Genomic DNA, 25,030 nt, shown 5'->3' with positions numbered 1-25,030 from the left:
TCACTGGAGGCTGAAGAGCCTCCAGTTGGGTCGGTCCTACAGTTGTGGTCGGAGCGAGATCTCCCCTCCTACCCAGGATTTAGTCACGCCGTCCTGCTCCAGTAATAATCCACCCTGCTGATCAATACCGCGCGCAATTCCCAACACCTCACGATCGCCTATCAGTAATTTAACCGGTCGATTGATGAAGTTATCCAGTGCTGCCCAGCGTTGAAGAAACGGAGCCAGTCCGTCACGTTCAAAGTCCAGCAGTGTACGGCGCAGTTTATTCACCAGCATTGCCGTCAACGCATTGCGATCAATATTGATACCGGCTTCTTGCAGATTGATCCAGCCCTGATTTACCACTGATGCATCAGGTAAACGCATTGCCAGATTTATACCGGCACCAATCACCAGATTAGCTGCATCACCCGTTTTTCCCGTCAGTTCCACCAGAATGCCAGCCAGTTTACGATCCTGTAAATAAAGATCGTTAGGCCATTTTACTCTGACATCTTTGGCACCCAGCTCCTGAAGCACTTCCGCCATGACAATACCGATAACCAGGCTCAGCCCCATAGCGGCAGCAGGGCCCTGCTCCAGGCGCCAGAACATTGATAAGTAGAGATTAGAACCAAAAGGGGAAAACCACTGACGACCGCGACGGCCACGACCAGCTTGTTGATATTCCGCCACACAAGCATCACCAGACTGCAATGAGTCCATACGATCCAGCAGATACTGATTAGTTGAATCAATTACCGGGATCACTGAAACACGGTGTTTATCCAGTTGTAGAGCAATGCTTTCTTCATTAAGTAACTGGATCGGCGCAGCAAGACTGTAGCCTTTTCCGGTCACAGTAAAAACATCCAGTCCCCAGTCTTTTAGGGTCTGGATATGTTTATTGATCGCCGCACGACTCATTCCCAGCGTTTCACCGAGTTGTTCGCCAGAATGGAATTCACCATCAGCTAAGATGCTGACCAGTGCTAAGGGTACGGTATTATCTCTCATGCGATCACCTCGACAGCATTTTTCTCGCCGGTGGCTCCAATAAAACGCACTTCAGGTTCGAGCCAGACATCAAATTTATCACCGACACGCTGACGAATATCATGGGCTAAGGCGACGATATCCTCAGCCGTTGCCTGCTGCTGATTGATAATTACCAGTGCCTGCTGACGATGTACCGCCGCCCCACCTTTGCAATATCCTTTAAGATCGCATTGATCGATCAGCCAGCCAGCCGCCAGTTTCACCTGACCATCGGCCTGCAAATACTGAGGGACCTGTGGAAATTCACTGGCAATCCCAGCAGCTTGTTCAGGGCTTATTACCGGATTTTTAAAAAAGCTTCCCGCATTACCCGTAACCTGCGGATCGGGAAGCTTACTGCGACGCATGTTGCATACGCTGTCAAAAATTTCCTGTGGAGTAACCGTCGATGGATCCAACCGGGTTAAATCACCATAGGTCATGACAGGCTTCCAGGCCTTTTTCAAACGTAAACCAACTGCGACGATGGCATAGCCCTCGCGATAGTGATGTTTAAATACACTATCGCGATAACCAAACTGACACGCTTCGGCAGGGATGTGCTCAATTTCTCCACTATTGAGATTCAGCACATCAACGTAATCGCAGATTTGATTCAATTCGACGCCATAAGCACCGATATTCTGGATTGGAGCAGAACCTACACAACCCGGGATCAGCGCCAGATTCTCCAGACCAGAGAAACCATTCTTCAGGCTGTATTCGACCAGAGCATGCCAGTTCTCGCCGGCAGCCACATGCAATAACCAGGCATCATCATCCTCAGTAACTTTGATACCTTTCAATCGGTTAACCGCAACTATTCCCGCAAAGCACTCCAGAAAAAGCACATTGCTGCCCTCTCCAAGTAACAAAAAAGGGACGGCAGCACTTCGACTCTCGTGCCATGCTTCAGAGAGCTGCTCCGCGGTTTCAGCAAGGATGATTTTCCTGGCATTTGCGTCGATTCCGAAGGTATTAAAGGGCTTTAGTGAATTGATATCGCGGGACATGACTGAGCCTTTACTGATTTATCTGCGCACAGTTTACCCGATTGTCAGGCTTTTTAATGGAAAAAATGATGAATGAGATGCTGTTATCACAGCATAGAAGAGGATTTTCAGGGGCTTTAAACGCAAAAAACCCCCAGCTTACGCTGGGGGTTTTCGCAATTTGATGCCTGGCAGTTCCCTACTCTCGCATGGGGAGACCCCACACTACCATCGGCGCTACGGCGTTTCACTTCTGAGTTCGGCATGGGGTCAGGTGGGACCACCGCGCTAAAGCCGCCAGGCAAATTCTGTTATCCGCGCCGCCCTGCGGGCCACGCGAATCAATCCGTTTCGAACAAGCTGAATATTGATGGTTCTCTCACATCACAACCACCAAAAACACTTCTGGCGTTGTAAGGTTAAGCCTCACGGGTCATTAGTACCGGTTAGCTCAACGCATCGCTGCGCTTACACACCCGGCCTATCAACGTCGTAGTCTTCAACGTCCCTTCAGGACCCTCAAGGAGTCAGGGAGAATTCATCTCGAGGCAAGTTTCGCGCTTAGATGCTTTCAGCGCTTATCTTTTCCGCATTTAGCTACCGGGCAATGCCATTGGCATGACAACCCGAACACCAGTGATGCGTCCACTCCGGTCCTCTCGTACTAGGAGCAGCCCCTCTCAATTCTCCAGCGCCCACGGCAGATAGGGACCGAACTGTCTCACGACGTTCTAAACCCAGCTCGCGTACCACTTTAAACGGCGAACAGCCGTACCCTTGGGACCTACTTCAGCCCCAGGATGTGATGAGCCGACATCGAGGTGCCAAACACCGCCGTCGATATGAACTCTTGGGCGGTATCAGCCTGTTATCCCCGGAGTACCTTTTATCCGTTGAGCGATGGCCCTTCCATTCAGAACCACCGGATCACTATGACCTGCTTTCGCACCTGCTCGAGCCGTCACTCTCGCAGTCAAGCCAGCTTATGCCATTGCACTAACCTCACGATGTCCGACCGTGATTAGCTGACCTTCGTGCTCCTCCGTTACTCTTTAGGAGGAGACCGCCCCAGTCAAACTACCCACCAGACACTGTCCCCACGCCGGATTACGGCGCCAGGTTAGAACATCAAACATTAAAGGGTGGTATTTCAAGGTTGGCTCCACGCAGACTGGCGTCCACGCTTCGAAGCCTCCCACCTATCCTACACATCAAGGCTCAATGTTCAGTGTCAAGCTGTAGTAAAGGTTCACGGGGTCTTTCCGTCTTGCCGCGGGTACACTGCATCTTCACAGCGAGTTCAATTTCACTGAGTCTCGGGTGGAGACAGCCTGGCCATCATTACGCCATTCGTGCAGGTCGGAACTTACCCGACAAGGAATTTCGCTACCTTAGGACCGTTATAGTTACGGCCGCCGTTTACCGGGGCTTCGATCAAGAGCTTCTCCTTGCGGATAACCCCATCAATTAACCTTCCGGCACCGGGCAGGCGTCACACCGTATACGTCCACTTTCGTGTTTGCACAGTGCTGTGTTTTTAATAAACAGTTGCAGCCAGCTGGTATCTTCGACTGGCTTCAGCTCCGGGAGCAAGTCCCTTCACCTACGCGCCAGCGTGCCTTCTCCCGAAGTTACGGCACCATTTTGCCTAGTTCCTTCACCCGAGTTCTCTCAAGCGCCTTGGTATTCTCTACCTGACCACCTGTGTCGGTTTGGGGTACGATTTCGTGTTACCTGGAGCTTAGAGGCTTTTCCTGGAAGCATGGCATCAGTTACTTCACCACCGTGGTGGCTCGTCATCACGCCTCAGCCTTAAAGCATTCCGGATTTGCCTGGAATGCAAGCCTACACGCTTAAACCGGGACAACCGTCGCCCGGATAACCTAGCCTTCTCCGTCCCCCCTTCGCAGTAACACCAAGTACAGGAATATTAACCTGTTTCCCATCGACTACGCTTTTCAGCCTCGCCTTAGGGGTCGACTCACCCTGCCCCGATTAACGTTGGACAGGAACCCTTGGTCTTCCGGCGAGCGGGCTTTTCACCCGCTTTATCGTTACTTATGTCAGCATTCGCACTTCTGATACCTCCAGCAGACCTCACAGTCCACCTTCGACGGCTTACAGAACGCTCCCCTACCCAACAACACATAGTGTCGCTGCCGCAGCTTCGGTGCATGGTTTAGCCCCGTTACATCTTCCGCGCAGGCCGACTCGACCAGTGAGCTATTACGCTTTCTTTAAATGATGGCTGCTTCTAAGCCAACATCCTGGCTGTCTGTGCCTTCCCACATCGTTTCCCACTTAACCATGACTTTGGGACCTTAGCTGGCGGTCTGGGTTGTTTCCCTCTTCACGACGGACGTTAGCACCCGCCGTGTGTCTCCCGTGATAACATTCTCCGGTATTCGCAGTTTGCATCGGGTTGGTAAGCCGGGATGGCCCCCTAGCCGAAACAGTGCTCTACCCCCGGAGATGAGTTCACGAGGCGCTACCTAAATAGCTTTCGGGGAGAACCAGCTATCTCCCGGTTTGATTGGCCTTTCACCCCCAGCCACAAGTCATCCGCTAATTTTTCAACATTAGTCGGTTCGGTCCTCCAGTTAGTGTTACCCAACCTTCAACCTGCCCATGGCTAGATCACCGGGTTTCGGGTCTATACCCTGCAACTTAACGCCCAGTTAAGACTCGGTTTCCCTGCGGCTCCCCTATACGGTTAACCTTGCTACAGAATATAAGTCGCTGACCCATTATACAAAAGGTACGCAGTCACCCTGATAAATCAAGGCTCCCACTGCTTGTACGTACACGGTTTCAGGTTCTGTTTCACTCCCCTCGCCGGGGTTCTTTTCGCCTTTCCCTCACGGTACTGGTTCACTATCGGTCAGTCAGGAGTATTTAGCCTTGGAGGATGGTCCCCCCATATTCAGACAGGATGTCACGTGTCCCGCCCTACTCATCGAACTCACAATAAGTGCAGCTTCGTGTACGGGGCTATCACCCTGTATCGCGCCACTTTCCAGAGGCTTCCACTGCTGCACAAACTGATTCAGGTTCTGGGCTGTTCCCCGTTCGCTCGCCGCTACTGGGGGAATCTCGGTTGATTTCTTTTCCTCTGGGTACTTAGATGTTTCAGTTCCCCAGGTTCGCCTCATTAAGCTATGTATTCACTTAATGATAATGCAACGAATTGCATTGGGTTTCCCCATTCGGGTATCGACGGTTGTAGCGCCTCATATCGGCTTACCGTCGCTTATCGCAGATTAGCACGCCCTTCATCGCCTCTGACTGCCAGGGCATCCACCGTGTACGCTTAGTCGCTTAACCTCACAACCCACAAGTGTTTCCACTGCGGTTGCAAGCATTTGAGAGACTCGAACACATCGCGATTCATTTCTTATTACGGAGAAATGAGACGACGCGTCGTTTCAATTTTCAGCTTGTTCCGGATTGTTAAAGAGCAATATCTTAAAACCTGACTCGAAAGTCAGCTTTAAGATATTTTTTGATAACGTCTTTCACTTCGTTATCAGAGTATGGCGTCCCCAAGGGGATTCGAACCCCTGTTACAGCCGTGAAAGGGCAGTGTCCTGGGCCTCTAGACGATGGGGACTCTGTGGTTCTTTTGCTCGTTAATTTCTATCAGACAATCTGTGTGGGCACTGCGCGGGTATCTTCACATAGGTAAGGAGGTGATCCAACCGCAGGTTCCCCTACGGTTACCTTGTTACGACTTCACCCCAGTCATGAATCACAAAGTGGTAAGCGCCCTCCCGAAGGTTAAGCTACCTACTTCTTTTGCAACCCACTCCCATGGTGTGACGGGCGGTGTGTACAAGGCCCGGGAACGTATTCACCGTAGCATTCTGATCTACGATTACTAGCGATTCCGACTTCACGGAGTCGAGTTGCAGACTCCGATCCGGACTACGACGCACTTTATGAGGTCCGCTTGCTCTCGCGAGGTCGCTTCTCTTTGTATGCGCCATTGTAGCACGTGTGTAGCCCTGGCCGTAAGGGCCATGATGACTTGACGTCATCCCCACCTTCCTCCGGTTTATCACCGGCAGTCTCCTTTGAGTTCCCGACATTACTCGCTGGCAACAAAGGATAAGGGTTGCGCTCGTTGCGGGACTTAACCCAACATTTCACAACACGAGCTGACGACAGCCATGCAGCACCTGTCTCACGGTTCCCGAAGGCACTAAGGCATCTCTGCCGAATTCCGTGGATGTCAAGGCCAGGTAAGGTTCTTCGCGTTGCATCGAATTAAACCACATGCTCCACCGCTTGTGCGGGCCCCCGTCAATTCATTTGAGTTTTAACCTTGCGGCCGTACTCCCCAGGCGGTCGACTTAACGCGTTAGCTCCGGAAGCCACGCCTCAAGGGCACAACCTCCAAGTCGACATCGTTTACGGCGTGGACTACCAGGGTATCTAATCCTGTTTGCTCCCCACGCTTTCGCACCTGAGCGTCAGTCTTCGTCCAGGGGGCCGCCTTCGCCACCGGTATTCCTCCAGATCTCTACGCATTTCACCGCTACACCTGGAATTCTACCCCCCTCTACGAGACTCAAGCTTGCCAGTTTCAAATGCAGTTCCCAGGTTGAGCCCGGGGATTTCACATCTGACTTAACAAACCGCCTGCGTGCGCTTTACGCCCAGTAATTCCGATTAACGCTTGCACCCTCCGTATTACCGCGGCTGCTGGCACGGAGTTAGCCGGTGCTTCTTCTGCGGGTAACGTCAATGACGAAGGTTATTAACCCTCATCCCTTCCTCCCCGCTGAAAGTACTTTACAACCCGAAGGCCTTCTTCATACACGCGGCATGGCTGCATCAGGCTTGCGCCCATTGTGCAATATTCCCCACTGCTGCCTCCCGTAGGAGTCTGGACCGTGTCTCAGTTCCAGTGTGGCTGGTCATCCTCTCAGACCAGCTAGGGATCGTCGCCTAGGTGAGCCGTTACCCCACCTACTAGCTAATCCCATCTGGGTTCATCCGATGGTGTGAGGCCCGAAGGTCCCCCACTTTGGTCTTGCGACGTTATGCGGTATTAGCTACCGTTTCCAGTAGTTATCCCCCTCCATCGGGCAGATCCCCAGACATTACTCACCCGTCCGCCACTCGTCACCCAGGGAGCAAGCTCCCCTGTGCTACCGTTCGACTTGCATGTGTTAGGCCTGCCGCCAGCGTTCAATCTGAGCCATGATCAAACTCTTCAATTAAAAAGCTTGATGCTCAAAGAATTAAAACTGTTATTCGTAATGAATATAGTAGTCACTCTTGAGACTTGATATTTCAAATTTTTTCCATCCGAAGATGGTTTGCGATATCAACCCTGCGAGTGCCCACACAGATTGTCTGATAAATTGTTAAAGAGCAGTGCAATCAGCGATTTGGCTTGCTGTTGCGAGGTGGCGTATATTACGCTTTCCTCCTTCAGAGTCAACCTCTTTTTCAGAAGTTTTTCTCCGGCGGTTCAGAACTTCCTGAACCTCTCAACACCGTGGCCTGTAAGCCGTTGTTCCGTGTCGATGGAGGCGCATTATAGGCAGTTTCCGACGGGTGACAAGTGTTTATTAGAAAAAACATTCTGACCGATTTAATTTTCAACAAAGCGCGTTTTTTTACTGCACTTTGCCGGGTAAATGAGCGAATTCGTGAGCAAAACGGCCCACTTGTGCCCAGTCGGTATATTCCACTTCTTTAGTTGTGTCAGTTTCGCCGCCGGTCATGCGCATAATAAGCTGAATCATCGTCCGATCGAACCAACGATATCGCGGGTAACGCAGCGCACCAGCGAATACCGCACAGCAATCTGGCTGCCACGGAGAATGCAGCAGAAACTTGCGGGTGTAGGCATTAGTTTGTGGAGTGCGCTTCTCGGCTTTCCGCGCGGTCAGATTGACCGAGAAGAAACCGCTGACGCGTTGCTGTAATTCCGGCAAGTGACGCTTAACGAATTTCGCTACCATCGGATGGAAATGACCGTAGCGGATTGATGCGCCGATTAGCACCCGATCGTACTGCGACCAGTTGATCTCTTCGACACGCAGAATATTGAAAATGTCACACTCCATCTCCTCTTTTATACTGTTAGCGATATAAGAGGCAATTTCACGCGTCTGGCCTTCACGGCTGGAAAAAAGAATTAGCGCTTTCATAGGTTTTACTCGTTGTTATTATTCACGCCAGAAGGTCGGGGTAAACAGCACCAGTAACGTGAATACTTCAAGACGCCCAAACAGCATCGTTACAATCAAAATCCATTTCGCCACGTCATTCATCGACGTGAAGTTATCGGCCACCACACCCAGCCCTGGGCCAAGGTTATTAAGCGTAGCCGCTACCGCCGCAAATGCGGAGAAATCGTCAACGCCAGTGGCAATGATTGCCAGCATACTAAGGATAAATACCAGCGCATAGGCTGAGAAGAATCCCCATACCGCTTCCAGGATACGCTCGGGCAAGGCACGGTTACCCAGTTTAATGGTGTAAACCGCATTAGGGTGCACCAGTCTTTTCAGTTCGCGCGAGCCTTGCTTAAACAGCAGCAGGATACGAATGACCTTCAGGCCACCACCAGTTGAACCGGCACAGCCACCAATAAAAGCAGAACACAGCAACAGCACCGGTAAAAACAGTGGCCAGCGCGCAATGCTGTCAGTAGTGAAACCGGCGGTGGTCGCCATTGATACCACCTGGAAAAATGCCTGGTTCAGCGTCTGCAAACCGGTCTGATAAACGTCATGGAACCACAGCACCAGAGTACAGACTACCACCAGCGTCAACTGCACGCCGATAAACATACGGAACTCAGGATCACGCCAGTAGACCCGAAGGTTACGGCCACTGAGTAAAGAGAAGTGCAGACCGTAGTTACAACCCGAAATCAACAGAAAAATGGCAATAATAGTGTTGATGGTCGGGCTGTTAAAATAGCCAATGCTGGCATCATGGGTAGAAAAACCACCAATAGCGATAGTCGAGAAGCTATGGCCAATTGCATCGAACAGCGACATGCCAGCCGCCCACAATGCCACCGCACAGGCTACGGTCAGCAATACGTAAATCAGCCACAGCGTTTTAGCCGTTTCGGCAATACGTGGGCGCATCTTATTGTCTTTCAGTGGCCCGGGCATTTCGGCGCGATAGAGCTGCATCCCACCGACGCCGAGAATCGGCAGAATGGCTACCGCCAGCACAATGATTCCCATACCACCAAGCCATTGCAACATTTGCCGGTAAAACAGGATGGCTTTCGGTAACGAGTCAAGCCCCACCAGTGTGGTAGCTCCTGTAGTGGTCAGGCCGGAAAAGGATTCAAAAAAGGCATCCGTCACACTGAGGTTAGGCTGCTCGGAGAAGATAAATGGCATCGCCCCGACGCTTCCCAGTACCGTCCAGAACAGCACCACAATCAAAAAGCCTTCACGCGGCTTTAATTCACTTTTCTCTTTGCGATTAGGCCACCACAGCAGCGCACCGATAATCAATGCCATAAAGAAGGTTTGACTGAATGCACGACCAGCGCCGTCCCGATAGATCAATGCCACCAGACCAGGGACGATCATGGTTCCGGAGAACAATATGACCAACAAACCGACGATGCGGGTAATGGCGCGAATATGCATTCAGCCGTTTCCTTAACCTGACAAATAGAGGGAAATTATTGTTTTATCGGGATGAGCTGCAATGCGCCCCGACTAAAGTCTGACAGATTCTGCGTAAATCCGGCAATCTGCGCATAGGGTAGCGCCAGACTGATCGAAACCACATCGAGAAACTCGCTGTCCAGCAGTTTGCCATCAAAGCGCTTAATCATTCTTTCGATATCAGCCAGTTGGGCATAGTCGCAGCTTAACCTGAACGGCTGCATCGGTACTTTTAGCTGGCGCGACAGCTGCTTTAAGCCTTGCTGAACGCCGCCGCCATACGCTTTAACTAATCCGCCAGTACCGAGCTGAATACCGCCGTAGTAGCGCACGACCACTGCGGTAATTTCTCCAATATGACTTCCCATCAACTGGGCCAGCATTGGCTTACCTGCCGTACCAGAAGGTTCACCATCATCAGAGAAACCCAATTGCTGTGAATCTTCCGGCGCACCGGCAACCCAGGCCCAGCAGTGATGCCGGGCCGCAGGATGTTCGCTTTTAACTTGCTGAACGAAAGCGCGCGCCGCTTCAACGCCGTCGGTATGGGCCAACAGCGTAATAAAGCGGCTTTTCTTAATGATTTCTTCACTGACGCTCAACGGCTCAGCGGGAATGTCATACGCATTCATCAGGCAAGGTTCAGGTCGCGCGTCATATTTTCCACACGGTTATCGTAAATCACCACATTATCTTCGATACGAATGCCGCCATAAGGTTTCAGGCTATCGATACGTTCCCAGTCAAAATATTGGCTGTATTTACCTTCACGCCACGGAGCCAGCAACGAATCAATAAAATAAAGGCCTGGCTCGATAGTTAACACCATCCGCGGCTCCAGCACCCGCGTGCAGCGCAGATAAGGATACTGCTGCGGCGCAGCCAGATGAGTACCACGGTCGTCCTGCATAAACCCGGCAACATCATGCACCTGTAATCCCAGCGGATGGCCTAAACCGTGTGGCAGGAACGGGCCGGTCAGATTCTCTTTCACCATCGCTTCTTCACTCAGCCCTTTCACCAACTGATGTTTAAGCAGCAGTCTGGCAATGCGCTGATGCATTTGCTCATGATATTCGGTATAGCGCACGCCCGCTTTCAGCGTATCGATCAGCGCCAGCTCTTCACTGTTCAGGTCATTAACCAGCTCAGCAAACAGACTGTCGCTCTGCGCGGCATAGGTACGCGTCAGGTCAGCAGCGTAACCGTTATATTCCGCACCGGCATCGAGCAGGAAACTACGCAGCTGCTCAGGTGGCTGCTGTTGCAGCTGAGTATAATGCAGCACTGCAGCGTGTTCGTTGAGTGCCACGATATTGCCATAAGGTACATCGGTGTCACGATGACCGGTAGCGGACAAGTAGGCAACGTTAATATCGAACTCACTCATGCCGGACAGAAACGCTTCTTTCGCTGCGCGATGGCCGAGCACGGCTACCTTCTGCGCCTGGCGCATACAGGCCAGCTCATAATCGGTTTTATATGAGCGATGATAGTGCAGGTAATCCAGCACGCCTTGCGGATTAACACGATCGGCCTGAATATCCAGCTGAGTTGCACGCTGTGGCACCGGGCCAATATAGGCGACATTCTGGCGCGCTGCGGGCAGCAGCTGTGCGATCTCATCAGCATTTTTCAGCTGAACAATTTCGATTTCATCCGTCCAGAAACTTTGTGGCAACGGCTCGACGTTATGCCAGTAATCGACCGGCGACCAGAACCACAGTTTCGGCTTATTGACACCGTCTACCCATAACCAGCAGTTAGGCACCTGTGTCACCGGCACCCAGGCTTTGAACTGCGGATTAACCTTGAAGGGATAGCTATGGTCGTCGAGGAAAACCGTCAGTAACTCCCCGGAATGGATCAGCATCGCATCCAGTTTAAAACGCGCTAACACCTGCTGCGCGCGCTGTTGCAGCACAGAAATATGATCTTTATACAGCGTAACCAGTGAGTCCATTTACTTCTCTCCGTCGCACTAAAAAGTGCCCGCATCTTATCACAGCCAGGCAGACGATGCCGTTATGCCGCAGCTGTGATCTTGTTAGCAAATCAGCAAACTTCCATTTGCAAATAGTTAACATCAAACCCACACTCACGATCATCTGGTATGACCAGATCCCTTTATCGCTGTTTCAGGAGACTGACATGCTCTACCAAGGCGAAACCCTTTCTCTGCGCTGGCTCGATGATGGCATTGCCGAGCTGGTATTTGATGCACCTGGCTCGGTCAACAAGCTGGATACCAAAACTGTCGCCAGTCTGGGCGAAGCGATTAGCGTGCTGGAAAAACAAACTGACCTGAAAGGTCTGTTGTTAACTTCAGCCAAACCGGCGTTTATTGTCGGTGCCGATATTACCGAATTCTTATCACTGTTTGCCGCTCCGGCGGAGAAGCTTGAACAGTGGCTGAATTTTGCCAACTCTATTTTCAACCGTCTGGAAGATCTGCCGGTACCAACCCTTGCTGCCATCAGCGGCTATGCGCTGGGCGGCGGCTGCGAATGTGTGCTGGCAACCGATTTGCGTATCGCCACGCCAGATACCCGCATCGGCCTGCCGGAAACCAGACTGGGTATTATGCCGGGCTTTGGCGGATCGGTGCGACTGCCACGTCTGCTGGGTGCGGACAGCGCGCTGGAGATTATTGCCGCAGGCAAAGATGTTGATGCCAGTCGCGCATTAGCTATCGGACTGGTCGATGCCGTCGTGGCTACGGAAAAGCTGCGTGATGGCGCGATTGCGATGCTGAAAGAAGCCATTGCTGAGCCGCAAAGCTGGCGCGCACGCCGTCAGCCGAAGCTGGAGCCGCTGAAGCTCAGCGCAATTGAAGCCGCAATGAGTTTCACCATCGCCAAAGGCATGGTTATTCAGACCGCAGGCAAACACTATCCGGCACCGATTCGCGCTGTGAAAACCATTGAAGCCGCCGCCGGTCTGACACGCGATGCCGCGCTGAAGCTGGAAACCCAGGCCTTTGTTCCTCTGGCTCGTTCAAATGAAGCCCGTGCGCTGGTCGGTATTTTCCTCAACGATCAATATCTGAAAAGCAAAGCGAAAAAACTGACGCGCGATATTGCCACACCGCAGCAGGCAGCCGTGCTCGGCGCTGGTATTATGGGGGGCGGCATTGCCTATCAGTCGGCATCAAAAGGCGTGCCGGTGATCATGAAAGATATTAACCAGAAATCACTGAATCTCGGCGTAAATGAAGCGGCTAAATTGCTGAACAAGCAGCTGGAGCGCGGAAAAATCGACGGCATGAAACTCGCCAGCGTGATTGCCACTATTCAGCCGACTCTCGACTATAACGGTTTCGAGCGGGTTGACGTGGTAGTGGAAGCGGTCGTCGAGAATCCGAAAGTAAAAGCCGCGGTGCTGGCCGAAACTGAAAGTAAGGTACGCGACGACACCATCCTCGCCTCTAATACCTCAACCATTCCCATCAGCTATCTGGCGAAATCCCTGCAACGTCCGGAAAACTTCTGCGGTATGCACTTCTTTAATCCGGTACATCGTATGCCGCTGGTTGAAGTGATTCGCGGCGAGAAAACCTCAGAAGCCACGTTGGCTAAAGTCGTGGCCTGGGCCAGCAAAATGGGTAAAACACCGATTGTGGTGAATGATTGCCCCGGTTTCTTCGTCAACCGCGTGCTGTTCCCCTATTTTGCCGGTTTCAGCCTGTTGCTGCGCGACGGTGCCGACTTCCGTCAAATCGATAAAGTGATGGAGAAAAAGTTTGGCTGGCCAATGGGCCCGGCGTGGTTACTGGATGTCGTGGGCATTGATACCGCTCACCACGCGCAGAGCGTGATGGCCGACGGTTTCCCTGAACGCATGAAGAAAGATTATCGCGATGCCATCGACGTGCTGTTTGATGAAGGTCGTTACGGCCAGAAAAATCAGCTGGGATTTTATCGCTGGCAGACAGATGCCAAAGGGAAAACGAAGAAAGTCGACGACGCCGACGTTGGTAGCTTGCTGCAAAACGTCAGTCAGCCAACGCGTGAATTCAGCGATGAAGAGATCATCGCGCGCATGATGATTCCGATGATTAACGAAGTAGTACGTTGCCTGGAAGAAGGCATTATTGCCAGCCCGGCGGAAGCCGATATGGCGCTGGTGTATGGTCTCGGTTTTCCGCCATTCCACGGTGGCGTATTCCGTTATCTCGATACGCAAGGTAATGCGCAATTTGCTGACCAGGCACGGCAGTTTGCCAGCCTCGGTGCGCTGTATCAGCTGCCGGCAGGCCTGGAAGCAAAAGCGCAGCGCAATGAGTGCTGGTATCCGCCAGCAGAACCAATGGCCGATGCCGACCTGAAAATCGCGTGAGGAAATAATAATGGAAAACGTTGTCATTGTTGATGCAATCCGCACGCCAATGGGCCGGTCAAAAGGTGGAGCCTTCCGCCACGTGCGCGCTGAAGATCTTTCCGCCCATTTGATGCGTGCGCTGTTAAGCCGCAACCCGGCACTGGAAGCGGCTTCACTCGACGATATCTATTGGGGCTGTGTGCAGCAGACGCTTGAACAAGGTTTTAATATAGCGCGTAACGCGGCGCTGCTGGCTGAGATCCCACATAATGTTCCGGCCACTACCGTTAATCGCCTGTGCGGTTCATCGATGCAGGCCCTGCACGATGCGGCGCGCGCCATTATGGTCGGCGATGCGCAAGCCTGCTTAATTGGCGGCGTCGAACATATGGGCCATGTCCCGATGAGCCACGGTGTTGATTTTCATCCCGGGCTGAGCCGCACCGTTGCCAAAGCCGCAGGCATGATGGGTCTTACCGCCGAGATGCTGGCGCGCATGCACCAGATAAGCCGTGAGATGCAGGATCAGTTTGCCGCCCGCTCTCATCAGCGCGCATGGGCCGCGACTCAGGCCGGACATTTCCGCAATGAAATCGTCGCCACTTCCGGCCATGATGCTGACGGCGTACTGAAGCGTTATGATTTTGATGAGGTTATTCGCCCGGAGACTAACGTGGCCGGGCTGGCCGCTCTGCGCCCGGCGTTTGATCCGGCAAATGGCACTGTCACCGCCGGCAGCTCGTCGGCACTCTCTGATGGCGCTGCCGCGATGCTGGTGATGAGCGAATCCCGCGCCAGAGATTTAGGCCTGACGCCTCGCGCACGGATTAAATCAATGGCGGTCGTCGGCTGCGATCCTTCCATTATGGGCTATGGCCCGGTTCCGGCATCGAAACTGGCACTAAAACGCGCAGGGCTGAGCGTCAGCGATATCGATCTGTTCGAACTGAATGAAGCCTTTGCCGCGCAGACGCTGCCGTGTATTAAGGATCTGGGCCTGCTGGATAAGATAGATGAAAAGGTGAATCTGAACGGTGGCGCGATTGCGCTCGGTCATCCGCTCGGTTGTTCCGGCGCGCGCATCAGCACGACACTGCTGAATCTGATGGAGCGTCGTGATGCGCAATTTGGTCTGGCGACCATGTGCATTGGTCTCGGCCAGGGTATTGCCACGGTATTCGAACGCATCTGATACGTTGAAATTGTCGTACTTGTTTCTTTTCCCGCCTGTCAGGGGCGGGTTTTTTCGTTTTTGACGGGCAAACCAGCGGCTTGCCCGGCGGGCTTAAATAAACGCGAAGGCATCGCCATACATATGCGCTTCCAGCGCACCGCGTTCGGCGCAGAAACGATCGCGGGCAATTTTCGCCATTTCAAAACGGCCAGCAATATAAATATCGTGCTCGCTCAGCGTAGCGTAATCCTGCATCACCGCAGTTAATACCGTACCGTTGCGCCCTTCCCAACCCGCTTCAGGCTGCTCAACGACCGGAATGACCTTCAGATTAGGATGCTTAACCGCCAGCGCGTTCAGCTCTTCCAGATCGTACAGGTGCTTCAGTTCACGTCCACCCCAATAAATGGCGATATCGCGTTGCGGCTGCTCGGCCAGCGCGGTCAACAGGATTGAACGGGCGTAAGAGAAGCCGGTGCCACCGGCAATCAGGATCAGTGGGCGCTCGCCCTCTTCACGCAGCCAGGCATCGCCATGCGGAATATCAACGGTGATTTCACGCTGTTGCTGAATGCGCTCCATTACCGCCATCGCATACAGGTTCAGCTCGGAAGCACCGATATGCAGCTCAATAATATCTTTTTCCATCGGGGTTGAAGCCAGTGAGAATGGGCGCTTATCACGCTCATCCATCACTACCATCAGGTACTGACCAGCACGGAAACTGAAATCAGCTTCCGGCACCAGGCGGACTCGGTACACAGTATCGGTAATAGCCTCAACCGAGGTCACTTTACAGCTCAATATTGTCATGCGTTCCCTCTGTCGGGTCGTCATTATCATGAGTTCGCTACGGCGTATTAACGCTGTGGCGATTGATTAAAAATAGCTAACTCATCCCAAATAGCATCAACGCGTGCGGTAACCGCCGGATCTTTAACGATCGGCCTACCCCATTCACGCTGCGTTTCGCCAGGCCATTTATTGGTGGCATCTAAACCCATTTTTGAACCCAGACCGGAAACCGGTGAAGCAAAGTCGAGATAATCGATAGGCGTATTCTCAACCAGCACGGTATCGCGCGCCGGGTCCATACGCGTGGTGATCGCCCAAATCACATCATTCCAGTCGCGCGCATTCACATCATCATCACAGACAATCACAAACTTGGTGTACATAAACTGCCGCAGGAATGACCAGACGCCCATCATCACGCGCTTGGCATGTCCGGCATACTGCTTTTTCATCGTCACTACTGCCAGGCGATAAGAGCATCCTTCTGGCGGCAGGTAGAAATCGACAATTTCGGGAAACTGCTTTTGCAGAATCGGCACGAACACTTCGTTTAATGCCACACCCAACACCGCAGGTTCATCCGGTGGACGACCAGTATAGGTTGAATGATAGATGGCATTACGGCGTTGCGTTATGTGCGTTACGGTGAAAACAGGAAAGTTATCGATTTCATTATAGTAACCGGTATGGTCGCCATACGGCCCTTCCGGCGCCATTTCACCGGCTTCGATATAGCCTTCAAGTACAATCTCAGCACTGGCAGGGACTTCAAGATCGTTGGAGATACACTTAACCACTTCGGTTTTAGTGCCACGCAGCAGGCCAGCAAAGGCATATTCAGAAAGCGAATCAGGAACCGGCGTCACCGCGCCTAAAATAGTGGCAGGATCGGCACCCAGCGCCACCGATACCGGGAAACGCTCGCCGGGATGAGCCTGGCACCACTCCTGAAAATCAAGTGCGCCGCCACGATGAGACAGCCAGCGCATAATCACCTTGTTTTTACCAATGACCTGCTGGCGATAAATACCGAGGTTTTGACGCTCTTTTTCCGGACCGCGCGTAACGGTCAGACCCCAGGTAATCAGCGGTGCGGCATCTTCCGGCCAGCACTTCATCACCGGAATACGCGATAAATCCACGTCATCACCCTGCCAGATCTCTTCCTGGCATGGCGCATTGCGCAGCCGTTTGGTCGGCATATTCAGCACTTGTTTGAACTGCGGCATTTTATCAAACAGATCGCGGAAGCCTTTTGGTGGCTCAGGCTCTTTCAGAAATGCCAGTAACTTACCGACTTCGCGCAATGCGCCAACATCCTCCTGGCCCATACCCATCGCCACGCGTTTTGGCGTGCCGAACAGATTGCAAAGCACAGGCATATCATAACCCTTGGGATTTTCGAACAGCAGCGCCGGGCCGCCAGCACGCAGGGTGCGATCGGCGATCTCGGTCATTTCCAGTTCGGGATCGATCTCAAGACTGATTCGTTTTAATTCCCCGCGTTTTTCCAGCAGAGAAATGAAGTCGCGTAAGTCGTGGTATTTCATGCCTTTCCATCATTACGGCCGGTGAATCGGCCATTATAAGGCTGAATCATCGGGCATGCTTGTTTTTGTTCCCCCGAGTCTGATACAGGTGAAGCGGGCGCGTCAATTTCCAATTGTGCGTAACGTAACAAACGCCCCACTAAACACCCGCAGGCTTAACGCCATAACTTCGGATATTTCGTAGATCACGTAACATAACCCATCCAGTCAAAACGCGCGATGCTGCTACAACTTACACAGCGGTTTTGTTATTCTTAGCCTCCGGTTATGAGAAAGTGAACTTATGGAATCCTGGTATTTACTGTACTGCAAACGTGGTCAACTCTTGCGCGCTAAAGAGCATCTTGAGCGTCAATCTGTGCACTGTATTAGTCCAATGATCGCCATGGAAAAGATCGTGCGCGGCAAACGTACCACCGTCAGTGAGCCACTGTTCCCCAACTATCTTTTTATTGAGTTTGATCCCGAAGCCATTCACACCACGACGATTAGCGCCACCCGTGGCGTTAGCCACTTCGTACGATTTGGTGCCCTGCCAGCAACAGTGCCGCAGGATGTGATTAGCGTGCTGCAAACTGAAACACCGCAAAATATGGTCGACCCTGAGACGCCACAACCGGGCGATGAAGTACTGATTATTGACGGGACTTTTGAAGGACTGAAGGCCATCTTCACCGAACCGGATGGTGAAGCGCGCTCGATGTTACTGCTTAATCTGCTGAACAAACAGATTGTTCGCAGCGTGGATAACAAGCTATTTAATAAGCTGTGAACAGTCGTGCAACAGCATACCTCTGCCGAGATTTACAGGGCGACAGTTATCGCCGCCCGTTCTGAATCCGCTTTCTAGCGCTGCATCTGCTCATCGTGTAACCACTGGGCTACACGTTTTGAGAAGTAAGTCAGAATGCCGTTCGCGCCTGCGCGTTTAAAGCACAGCAGTGACTCCATCACCGCCGGTTTCTCTGCCAGCCAGCCATTCTGAATCGCCGCCATATGCATCGCATACTCGCCAGAAACCTGATAAGCAAAGGTTGGTACGCCAAAGCTATCTTTAACGCGGCGTATCACATCCAGATACGGCATACCCGGCTTCACCATCACCATATCTGCGCCTTCTTGCAGATCCTGAGCAATTTCCTGCAGCGCTTCGTCGCTGTTGGCCGGGTCCATCTGATAAGTCAGCTTGTTGCCACCTTTCAGATTGCCGGATGAACCGATTGCATCGCGGAATGGACCGTAGTAGCAGGAAGCATATTTCGCTGAGTAAGCCATGATTTGCGTATTCACCAGACCGTCCAGCTCCAGCCGGTCGCGAATCGCGCCAATACGGCCATCCATCATGTCGCTCGGTGCCAGAATCTCAGCACCAGCTTCGGCGTGAGAATAAGCCTGGCGTACCAGAATCTCTTTGCTGATATCGTTAATCACGTAGCCATGCTGGTCGATAATGCCATCCTGACCGTGGGTAGTGTACGGATCGAGCGCCACATCAGTCAGCAGGCCCAGCTCTGGCACCGCGGCTTTCAGCGCACGCACTGCACGCTGCACCAACCCGTCCGGATTATAAGCTTCTTCCGCATGCAGGGATTTCTTGTCGGCTTCAATCACCGGGAACAGGGACAGTACCGGGATACCCAGTTTGGCGATAACTTCCGCTTCTTTAACCAGCACATCAATGGTCATGCGGAAGACACCCGGCATCGAAGGCACTTCCTGCTGCTTGTTATGGCCTTCCATCACAAATACCGGATAGATCAGGTCATTTACCGTCAGTTGGTTTTCGGCGACCAGACGACGGCTGAAATCATGACGACGAACGCGACGCAGACGGCGGCCTGGAAAGGCTCCTGGGAAAGCAAAACTCATCAGATAAAACTCCTGTGAAAGGCGCTACAGGCGGCAATGATAACGCCTGAACGCCAGTATGGGTGGGACCTGTTCTAAGTGATATTAAACAGATTCCGCGAATTTTTAGTGGTCTGCTGTGCTAACCATTCAGCATCTTCACCACGCCAGGCGGCGACCTGCTGAACGATATGCGGCAGAAAACAAGGTTCATTGCGGCGGGATGGCGGCCGTGGTCTCATATCCCGGGGCAACAGATAAGGCGCATCGGTTTCCAGTAGCAGTCGCTCTGCCGGAATCAGCGGTAACAGTTCCCGCAGTTGCAGGCCGCGACGTTCATCGCATACCCAACCGGTAATACCGACGGATAAACCCAGCGCCAGGCACTCTTCCAGTTCTGGCTGGGTGCCGGTAAAGCAGTGCACCACCGCACCGGGCAGCTTCGCTATCCACGGTTTTAAAATCTCGACGAAACGCGTATGGGCATCACGACAGTGCAGAAAAACCGGCATCGCCAGTTCTGCGGCTAACGCCAGCTGCGCGTCAAACGCATACTCCTGCTGATCGTGGGCAGAAAAGTTGCGGTTAAAATCCAGTCCGCATTCACCTATTGCCACCACTTGCTCACTTTCCGTCAGGCGACGTAAGGTCGCGGCGGTTTCGCCCGACCATTCGCTGGCATGGTGGGGATGAACGCCGGCGGTAGACCAACAGTAATTCGGATGCAGCTGCGCCAGGCTCTGCGCCTGCTGACTTTCCAGCGCATTGGTGCCGGTAATCAGGATGCCGGTTACGCCCGCCTCACGCGCACGTTTTACCACCTTCTCGCGGTCTTTAGAGAACTGCGTACTGGTCAGGTTTACACCGATATCAAACATATTTCTTTCCAAACAGTAACCGCCCTTACGGGCGGTTGGCTATGACTTTAAATTCCTCGCGGCAAGGCCGGAATCTCCTGGTTCTCCTGATAATCAGGATTCGGATTCCTGTTCCTTATCCTGACGACCTTTTCCTACATAGAACCGACCAAAGAATACGCCGACTTCAAACAGGCAGTACATCGGAATAGCGAGCAAAGTTTGCGAAAGAACGTCCGGCGGCGTCAGTAACATACCGACCACAAACGCACCAACCAGCACATAAGGACGTTTTGCCTTCAGATCTTCCGGGGTAGTCACGCCCGTCCAGCACAACAATACAATGGCAATAGGCACCTCGAATGAGACGCCAAACGCCATAAACAGCGCCATGACGAAATCAAGGTAGTTATTAATATCAGTGGCTATCAGCACGCCTTCCGGTGCAGTTTTAGCAAAAAAGCCAAACGCCAGCGGGAAGACGACGAAATAGGCAAACGCCATGCCGAGATAGAACAGCGCCGAGCTGGAAAACAGCAACGGCATCACCAGCCTGCGCTCGTGGCGGTAAAGCGCCGGCGCAACAAACGCCCACACCTGATGCAGAATGACCGGTATTGCAATAAATACCGAAACAATCATCGTCAGCTTGATAGGCGTAAAAAACGGTGATGCAACGTCAGTGGCGATCATACTGGCACCGGCAGGCAGCTGTTTGATTAGCGGTGCGGAAACGATTTGATAGATATCATTGGAGAAATAAACCAGTGCCAGAAAGATGACTAACACTGCGATAATGCAGTTTAGCAGGCGCTTACGCAGCTCTATCAGATGACTGATCAGCGGTTGGGTATCTTCAACTGCCATGTTTAACGTTCACCGCTTGTAGGAGTGGTTGAGGCTGGAGTGCGCGCGGGTGCAGTGGTTTCAGTCTTGACGACCGGTTCCGCTTGGCCTGCCGTTTCTGGCATAGCATCCGGGATCACCGCTGCAGGAGCCTGTGCGGGAGCGGTGGCCTGACCATCCGCAGCAGCAGGCGTCACGCCTTCATGAGACTCCTTCGGATCTTTCACCAAAGGATTGTGGATGGTATGGGCTTCGTCATCCGCTTTTTCGTTGTCGCCAAGATAAGTCCGCTTCATCGACTCCGCTGTTTTTTTCAGCTCTTCCATCGACTCTTTCAGCTCAGGTGACAATGAGTCTTTACTGGCCTGCTCGACTTTTCTCAGACTGTCTTGCAGCTCCTGCAACTTCAACTCTTGCGCCAGTTCATTTTGCACACTTGATGCCAGCGAACGCAGCGCACGAATCCAGCCGACCACGGTTCTGACCGCAACCGGTAATCGCTGCGGGCCCAGTACTACCAGCCCGATAACGAACACCAATACCAGTTCACTAAAACCTATGTCGAACACGGCTTACACCTTGTCTTTGTCGTTCTTAACTTCTTCGCTTTTCGCGTCAGTATGCGGTTTATCTGCCAGAGTTTTGGCATTGAAATCGGCATCCTGGGAGTCTTTCTCTTTTTGTTCATCATCGCTCATGGCTTTCTTAAAGCCCTTGATGGATGAACCTAAATCGGAACCAAGCGTACGTAACTTATTGGTACCAAACAGAAGTACGACGATCACGGCAATAATTAACAACTGCCAAATACTGATACCGCCCATGTTATTTGCCTCTGGATTAAATTAATTAAACGCTGATGCTGGCAGTATATAACAACTACCCGCAGGGTCGCGACGAAGACGCTTAGCTTAACGCGTCTTTTTACCGTTTATGACAATCATTGGGTCTTGCGCCAGCCAATCAGCCATGACACCAGACCACCCGCCATCATCACTGCCGGCAGTACATCCCATTCCGGATGGGTTAACAGGATTGCCGTGCCGCTTACCAGCAGCGTGACACCGATACCAAACAGGAAACGTGACTGATGCTGGCGCGTGCGTTGAACATTCATGTCGGTAACCAGCCTATCAACACTATGTTGCAAACGTTTATGTTGACGCAGACTGTCGTAAAAAAGTTCCGGTAACTCAGGCAACTTTTCCGCCCAGAACGGCGCTTTTTCTTTCAGCGCGCGCACAATCGCCGGAATGCCAACCTGGTCTTTAATCCAGTCTTCGAGGAACGGCTTGGCGGTTTTCCACAGGTCAAGCTGCGGATAGAGCTGACGCCCGACGCCTTCGACATACAACAGGGTTTTCTGCAACAGCACCAACTGCGGCTGCACTTCCATATTGAAACGTCGGGCGGTATTAAACAGGTTCAGCAGCACATGACCAAAGGAGATCTCAGCCAGCGGTTTCTCAAAAATCGGCTCACAGACGGTGCGGATGGCAAACTCAAAATCTTCGACATTGGTATCCAGCGGTACCCAGCCGGAATCAACATGCAACTCCGCCACTTTACGATAATCACGATTGAAGAAAGCAATAAAGTTTTCAGCCAGATAGCGCTTATCTTCTTTGTTCAGTGAGCCGACAATTCCGCAGTCGATACCGATATATTGCGGATCTTCCGGGTGCTCATAGCTGACGAAAATATTGCCGGGATGCATATCTGCATGGAAGAAACTGTCGCGGAATACCTGGGTAAAGAACACCTGCACGCCACGCTCGGCTAACAGCTTCATGTTGACGCCATGCTGCTCCAGCGACACCACATCTGAAATCGGAATACCGTAAATGCGCTCCATCACCAGCATCGATTCACTGCAATAATCGGAACAGACTTCAGGCACATACAGCATTTTGCTGTTGTCGAAATTACGGCGCAGCTGAATGGCATTTGCCGCTTCGCGCAGTAAATTCAGCTCATCGATCAAGGTTTTTTCATAGTCAGCGACCACTTCTACCGGGCGCAGACGGCGGCCATCGGGTAACAGACGCGGAACCCAGTGTGCCAGACGATAAATCAGCTTCATATCCGCTTTGATTACCGGCAGGATATCCGGGCGAATCACCTTGATGACAACCTGTTTGCCATTTTCTTTCAGCGTGGCGGTATGCACCTGAGCGATAGAAGCGGACGCCAGCGGTTTGATCTCGAAATCGTCAAACCAGGTTTCAATCGTCGAGCCCAGCGACAGCTCAATCTGACGACGCGCCAGCTCACCATCAAAAGGCGCTACCCGGTCCTGCAACATCGCCAACTGATCGGCAATCTGCGGCGGAAACAGGTCGCGTCGCGTTGACATCATCTGACCGAACTTAATCCACACCGGCCCCAGCTGCTCCAGCGCCATACGCAGACGCGCGCCCAGCGGCTTTTCCTTGTGCGTATTGGGGATCCAGAACACACAACGTCGCCACAGCCGAATTGGCAGAGTAATGCGAGTACGTGGGATCAGTTCATCAAGACCGTAACTGAGAAACACCTTGATGATGTAATACAGCCGGCGAATTTCTCCCAGCGTCATTTCGCCTCCAGCGAGTCTAACCGGGCGCTTAATGCGTCCAGTGAACGGTTTACGGCATCAACTTCTTCAGCAAACCAGGCCAGTTCTAAAGCACCGGGCGCCACGCGCCACTCTTCGGTTAACACCTGAGCCGCATAGCTTTGTTTGCGCTGAATATCGTTGCGCAGGAAATTGAAACCACGGCGGGCAAACTGGCTGATACCTTGCGCGGCGATATCGCCAACCCACGGAGCCAGATACTCTGCTGGATCCAGCTCAGCCATATCAAAAAGCGCGGAGAACTGCTGCACCACTTGCAGATCGCCGTCCACTTCCAGCTCACCGCTGCGAATCAATGCGGTAAGCTGCTGACGATCGCGTAATTTACGCAGCACAGAAAAACGGGTTTTAACGGTGCAGTCGGTCGCATCCTGCCAGTCGCCCAGCACATCGACCTGGTTTTCGCTAAACACCAGCGTCAACGGCTGAGACAGCTCCTGCAGATCGAAGGCGAGAGTCTTGCCAGTCAGTCGTTGACGCGCCGCTTTCAGGCCACGATCGCGATACAGAATTTGATTAAGCGCGGTCTCCAGACCAGCGGTTAACAGCGGCGTTAAAGTCATTCGCTTTCCCGATCAGAACTTGAATCCACGGTGCAGCGCGACAATGCCACCCGTCAGATTATGGTAAGTGGTGTTTTCAAAACCCACGTCCATCATCATCGCTTTCAGCGTCTCCTGGTCAGGATGCATCCGAATGGACTCCGCCAGATAGCGATAGCTCTCGGCATCCTGCGCCACCAGTTCGCCAATACGCGGCAGAATATGGAAAGAGTAAGCATCGTAGGCTTTATTCAGTGGCTCCAGCAGCGGTTTGGAGAACTCCAGCACCAGCAAACGACCACCTGGCTTCAGCACGCGAAACATTGAGGCCAGCGCTTTTTCTTTCTCGGTAACGTTGCGTAGACCAAAGGAGATGGTAATGCAGTCAAAATAGTTATCCGGGAACGGCAGCGCTTCGGCATTGGCCTGCACATAGCTGACATTGCCCACCACACCGCTGTTACGCAGCTTTTCGCGACCCATCTTCAGCATTGAGCTGTTGATATCCGCCAGCACTACCTGACCGGTTTCACCCACCAGACGGGAAAATTTCGCCGTCAGATCGCCGGTACCACCCGCCAGGTCTAATACGCGTTGCCCACGGCGCACGCCGCTGCAATCAATGGTAAAACGCTTCCAGATGCGATGGATGCCAAAGGACATCAAATCGTTCATCAGGTCATACTTCGCCGCGACGGAATGGAATACATCTGCAACCATGTCAGCTTTTTCAGTTTTCGCGACCGTACGAAAACCAAAATGTGTGGTTTCCTGTGATTCATCTGCCATTTGTTTTGCCTGCTCCACAATCAAA

General features: G+C 52.5%; 19 protein-coding genes, 1 tRNA gene and 3 rRNA genes. 3 read left to right on the top strand and 20 right to left on the bottom strand.

The features are described 5' to 3' along the window. Window positions 1-36: 36 nt before the first annotated feature. The 10 genes from birA to pepQ all read right to left on the bottom strand — a co-directional run bounded on the left by birA (window position 37) and on the right by pepQ (window position 11,630). The gene (gene birA, locus ACP3TC_RS00515) at window positions 37-999 is read right to left on the bottom strand and encodes a bifunctional biotin--[acetyl-CoA-carboxylase] ligase/biotin operon repressor BirA (RefSeq protein ID WP_426817312.1); all 963 of its coding nucleotides are present in this window, start codon (window positions 997-999) and stop codon (window positions 37-39) included. Then, a complete protein-coding gene (murB, locus tag ACP3TC_RS00510) occupies window positions 996-2,033 on the bottom strand; it encodes a UDP-N-acetylmuramate dehydrogenase (protein ID WP_426817311.1) in 1,038 nt (345 codons plus the stop codon). Before murB ends, birA begins: the two co-directional genes overlap by 4 nt. A gap of 165 nt (window positions 2,034-2,198) precedes the next feature. Beyond that, a 5S ribosomal RNA gene (gene rrf, locus ACP3TC_RS00505) occupies window positions 2,199-2,314 on the bottom strand. 113 nt (window positions 2,315-2,427) lie between these two features. Further along, window positions 2,428-5,336, bottom strand: a 23S ribosomal RNA gene (locus ACP3TC_RS00500). Window positions 5,337-5,546: 210 nt separating this feature from the next. Next, window positions 5,547-5,622 (bottom strand) — tRNA-Glu (locus tag ACP3TC_RS00495). Between the two features lie 72 nt (window positions 5,623-5,694). Next, window positions 5,695-7,237: ribosomal RNA gene (locus ACP3TC_RS00490) — 16S ribosomal RNA — on the bottom strand. Together the 16S, 23S and 5S rRNA genes with 1 tRNA gene alongside form the textbook arrangement of a ribosomal RNA operon. Window positions 7,238-7,639: 402 nt before the next feature. Continuing rightward, window positions 7,640-8,176, bottom strand: coding sequence for a menaquinone-dependent protoporphyrinogen IX dehydrogenase (gene hemG, locus ACP3TC_RS00485; protein WP_313854338.1), 537 nt, complete (start codon window positions 8,174-8,176; stop codon window positions 7,640-7,642). Window positions 8,177-8,194: 18 nt separating this feature from the next. After that, window positions 8,195-9,646, bottom strand: coding sequence for a Trk system potassium transporter TrkH (gene trkH, locus ACP3TC_RS00480; protein WP_313854339.1), 1,452 nt, complete (start codon window positions 9,644-9,646; stop codon window positions 8,195-8,197). Window positions 9,647-9,681: 35 nt separating this feature from the next. Then, window positions 9,682-10,299 (bottom strand): IMPACT family protein, encoded by a 618-nt coding sequence (locus ACP3TC_RS00475; protein ID WP_426817310.1) that lies wholly within the window; start codon window positions 10,297-10,299, stop codon window positions 9,682-9,684. Next, entirely contained in the window at window positions 10,299-11,630 is a 1,332-nt protein-coding gene (gene pepQ / locus ACP3TC_RS00470) for a Xaa-Pro dipeptidase (protein WP_426817309.1), read from the bottom strand. Before pepQ ends, ACP3TC_RS00475 begins: the two co-directional genes overlap by 1 nt. A gap of 188 nt (window positions 11,631-11,818) precedes the next feature. Between pepQ and fadB the strand changes: the two genes are divergently transcribed. Next, a complete protein-coding gene (gene fadB, locus ACP3TC_RS00465) occupies window positions 11,819-14,005 on the top strand; it encodes a fatty acid oxidation complex subunit alpha FadB (RefSeq protein WP_313854342.1) in 2,187 nt (728 codons plus the stop codon). A 10-nt stretch (window positions 14,006-14,015) separates the two neighbouring features. Further along, window positions 14,016-15,179, top strand: coding sequence for an acetyl-CoA C-acyltransferase FadA (gene fadA / locus ACP3TC_RS00460; protein WP_426817308.1), 1,164 nt, complete (start codon window positions 14,016-14,018; stop codon window positions 15,177-15,179). A 93-nt stretch (window positions 15,180-15,272) separates the two neighbouring features. Here fadA and fre read toward each other — a convergent pair whose 3' ends face one another. Together fre and ubiD are read right to left on the bottom strand one after the other, a co-directional pair. Continuing rightward, window positions 15,273-15,974: an NAD(P)H-flavin reductase gene (gene fre / locus ACP3TC_RS00455; RefSeq protein ID WP_313854344.1), complete on the bottom strand. Its 702-nt coding sequence runs from the start codon at window positions 15,972-15,974 to the stop codon at window positions 15,273-15,275. Between the two features lie 47 nt (window positions 15,975-16,021). Further along, window positions 16,022-17,506 carry a 4-hydroxy-3-polyprenylbenzoate decarboxylase gene (gene ubiD, locus ACP3TC_RS00450; protein ID WP_313854346.1) on the bottom strand — a complete coding sequence of 495 codons (1,485 nt, stop codon included), beginning with the start codon at window positions 17,504-17,506 and terminating at the stop codon, window positions 16,022-16,024. 283 nt (window positions 17,507-17,789) lie between these two features. Here ubiD and rfaH point away from each other — a divergent pair, with 283 nt between their 5' ends. Continuing rightward, window positions 17,790-18,278: a transcription/translation regulatory transformer protein RfaH gene (gene rfaH / locus ACP3TC_RS00445; protein WP_313854348.1), complete on the top strand. Its 489-nt coding sequence runs from the start codon at window positions 17,790-17,792 to the stop codon at window positions 18,276-18,278. Between the two features lie 74 nt (window positions 18,279-18,352). On the opposite strand, the gene hemB is transcribed toward rfaH, so the two are convergent. The 8 genes from hemB to ubiE form a co-directional block, all read right to left on the bottom strand. Continuing rightward, window positions 18,353-19,375, bottom strand: a complete 1,023-nt coding sequence (hemB, locus tag ACP3TC_RS00440) for a porphobilinogen synthase (RefSeq protein ID WP_313854349.1) — start codon at window positions 19,373-19,375, stop codon at window positions 18,353-18,355. Between the two features lie 74 nt (window positions 19,376-19,449). After that, complete coding sequence (tatD, locus tag ACP3TC_RS00435; RefSeq protein WP_313854351.1) at window positions 19,450-20,232, bottom strand: 3'-5' ssDNA/RNA exonuclease TatD; 783 nt, start codon at window positions 20,230-20,232, stop codon at window positions 19,450-19,452. A 93-nt stretch (window positions 20,233-20,325) separates the two neighbouring features. Beyond that, window positions 20,326-21,078, bottom strand: a complete 753-nt coding sequence (gene tatC, locus ACP3TC_RS00430; RefSeq protein WP_313854353.1) for a Sec-independent protein translocase subunit TatC — start codon at window positions 21,076-21,078, stop codon at window positions 20,326-20,328. A 2-nt stretch (window positions 21,079-21,080) separates the two neighbouring features. Further along, the gene (gene tatB / locus ACP3TC_RS00425; RefSeq protein WP_313854355.1) at window positions 21,081-21,626 is read right to left on the bottom strand and encodes a Sec-independent protein translocase protein TatB; all 546 of its coding nucleotides are present in this window, start codon (window positions 21,624-21,626) and stop codon (window positions 21,081-21,083) included. A gap of 3 nt (window positions 21,627-21,629) precedes the next feature. Next, on the bottom strand, window positions 21,630-21,881 hold the full coding sequence (tatA, locus tag ACP3TC_RS00420; protein WP_313854356.1) for a Sec-independent protein translocase subunit TatA: 252 nt from the start codon (window positions 21,879-21,881) through the stop codon (window positions 21,630-21,632). A 116-nt stretch (window positions 21,882-21,997) separates the two neighbouring features. Continuing rightward, window positions 21,998-23,635: a ubiquinone biosynthesis regulatory protein kinase UbiB gene (gene ubiB, locus ACP3TC_RS00415; RefSeq protein WP_426817307.1), complete on the bottom strand. Its 1,638-nt coding sequence runs from the start codon at window positions 23,633-23,635 to the stop codon at window positions 21,998-22,000. Continuing rightward, window positions 23,632-24,237: a ubiquinone biosynthesis protein UbiJ gene (ubiJ, locus tag ACP3TC_RS00410; protein WP_313854358.1), complete on the bottom strand. Its 606-nt coding sequence runs from the start codon at window positions 24,235-24,237 to the stop codon at window positions 23,632-23,634. The genes ubiB and ubiJ overlap by 4 nt, the downstream gene beginning before the upstream one ends. A 12-nt stretch (window positions 24,238-24,249) precedes the next feature. Continuing rightward, on the bottom strand, window positions 24,250-25,005 hold the full coding sequence (gene ubiE / locus ACP3TC_RS00405) for a bifunctional demethylmenaquinone methyltransferase/2-methoxy-6-polyprenyl-1,4-benzoquinol methylase UbiE (protein ID WP_313854359.1): 756 nt from the start codon (window positions 25,003-25,005) through the stop codon (window positions 24,250-24,252). Window positions 25,006-25,030: the final 25 nt, after the last annotated feature.

The organism is Winslowiella sp. 2C04, assembly GCF_050037805.1.
Classification (GTDB): Bacteria; Pseudomonadota; Gammaproteobacteria; order Enterobacterales; family Enterobacteriaceae; genus Erwinia; species Erwinia toletana_A.
The sequence above is the reverse complement of the archived record's forward strand: the minus strand, read 5'-3'. Positions and strand labels throughout refer to the sequence as shown.